The 1,824-nt window shown below is 69.0% G+C and carries 1 protein-coding gene; it reads left to right on the forward strand.

Going from position 1 to position 1,824, the window contains the following annotated elements; all coding sequences use genetic code 11:
• A partial coding sequence (locus tag AC1D15_RS29980) for a PAS domain-containing protein (RefSeq protein ID WP_477828889.1) occupies window positions 1-1,668 on the forward strand: 1,668 nt, incomplete at its 5' end.
• Window positions 1,669-1,824: the final 156 nt, after the last annotated feature.

Genomic DNA, 1,824 nt, shown 5'->3' on the forward strand with positions numbered 1-1,824 from the left:
GGGCTGCTGTACGACCTGCAGCACGGCGACGATTCGACCGATGCGCTGCTGTGTGCGCGCATCGACGGGGACGCGGTGTGCCTGCCGAGCCGCTTCTACGAGGCGGGCCGCCACATCGCGATCTACCGGCCGGATGGCCAGCCCTTCCTGCCGATCTCGAAGGCCCTGCTCGGCATGTCGGGCTCCGATTCGGTGCGGGACCTGCGCGGCGTGCCGGTGCAGGCCGGCTACGCGCCGTTGCGCGGCGTCAACCTGGGGCTGGTGATCAAGACCGACAGCGGCGAGCTGTTCGGCTACATCCGCTCGCGGCTGCGCCTGCTGACGGGTTTGCTGGTGGCGCTGGTGGTGGTGGGGGCGTGGCTGCTGCGCTCGCATGTGCTGCCGCTGGCGCAGCGGCTGGCGAGCAGCGAGCGCCGCTTGCAGATGGTGTCGGACAACCTGCCGGCGCTGGTGTTCCATGTCGACGCCGACCTGCGCTACCAGTTCGCGAATGCGCGCTACCTGCCGATGGTCGGCCTCGACCCGAAGGCGATGATCGGCCAGCGCATGCAGGACGTGCTGGGCGCGGAGGTGTCCGCCTCGATCGCGCCGCACATCGAAGCCGCACTGCGCGGCGAGCGCGTGCGCTACGAGCGGCACGGTCACTGGCTCGGCCGCGAGCACCACCACCTGGTCGAGTACGTGCCCGAGCGGCGGCCGGACGGCAGTGTCGCCGGGGTCTACGGCATGGTGATGGACATCACCGAGCGCCACCAGGCGCAGGCGCAGCTGGCCGCGAGCGAGGCGCGGCTGCGCACGATCACCGACAACGTGCCGGCGTTGATCACGTATGTCGACACCGACCTGCGCTTCCAGTTCTGCAACCCGGTGTTTGAGGCCTGGACGGGCATCCCGGTGGCCGATGCGATGGGGCGGCGCATGCAGGACGTGTTGCCGCCGAAGGTGATGGCGCTGCGGCAGCGGCAGATCGAGCGGGCGCTGCGTGGCGAGACGGTGCAGTTCGAGACGGTGGCGGTGCTGGGGCAGGGGCCGCGGCATTTCCAGGTGAACTACCTGCCGCACCGCGACGAGCAGGGCCGGGTGATCGGCGTGTACAGCCTGACGAACGACATTTCGGCGCAGAAGGAATTCGAGCGCCAGTTGCAGACGCTGGCGCGCGTGGATGCGCTGACGGGCCTGGCGAACCGGCGGCAGTTCGAGGAGCGCTTCTCGGAGGCGATGTCGCGTTGCCGGCGCAGTGGCCGGCCGATGGCGCTGATGTTCATGGACATCGACAAGTTCAAGGGCATCAACGACACGCTGGGCCATGCGGGCGGCGACGAGGTGCTGAAGACCTTCGGGCAGCGGCTGGTGGCGAGCGTGCGCAAGACCGACACGGTGGCGCGGCTGGCGGGCGACGAGTTCGTCGTGATCCTGGAGGGCCTGAACACGGTGGACGAGCCGCACTTCCTGGCCCGCAAGATCCTGGCGGCGATCTCGGCGGAGCAGCGGGTGCTGGGCCATTCGTTGCGCGTGACGACGAGCATCGGCATCTCGTTCTACGAAGGCGACGACAGCCGCGAGGGCGAGCTGATGGCGCGGGCCGACAAGGCCTTGTACGAGGCCAAGGAAGCTGGCCGTGGGACCTACCGATGCGCGCCTCGTTCGGTGGTTGTTGCTGGTCGGTAGTTTCTCTTGAGGCAAAGGCGCGGGTGGGGAGGCCGGGGCTCGCCGGCCAAGTCGGTCATCGCCCCTGGCGGGGCGATGACTACCCTCCGCTGACTGGTTTCATGGCCCGTCGCCCAAACTCCCTCCGTTCGCTTCGCTCACTGTGGTCAAACAGTG

This window comes from Rhizobacter sp. P2_H2 (genome assembly GCF_056403375.1).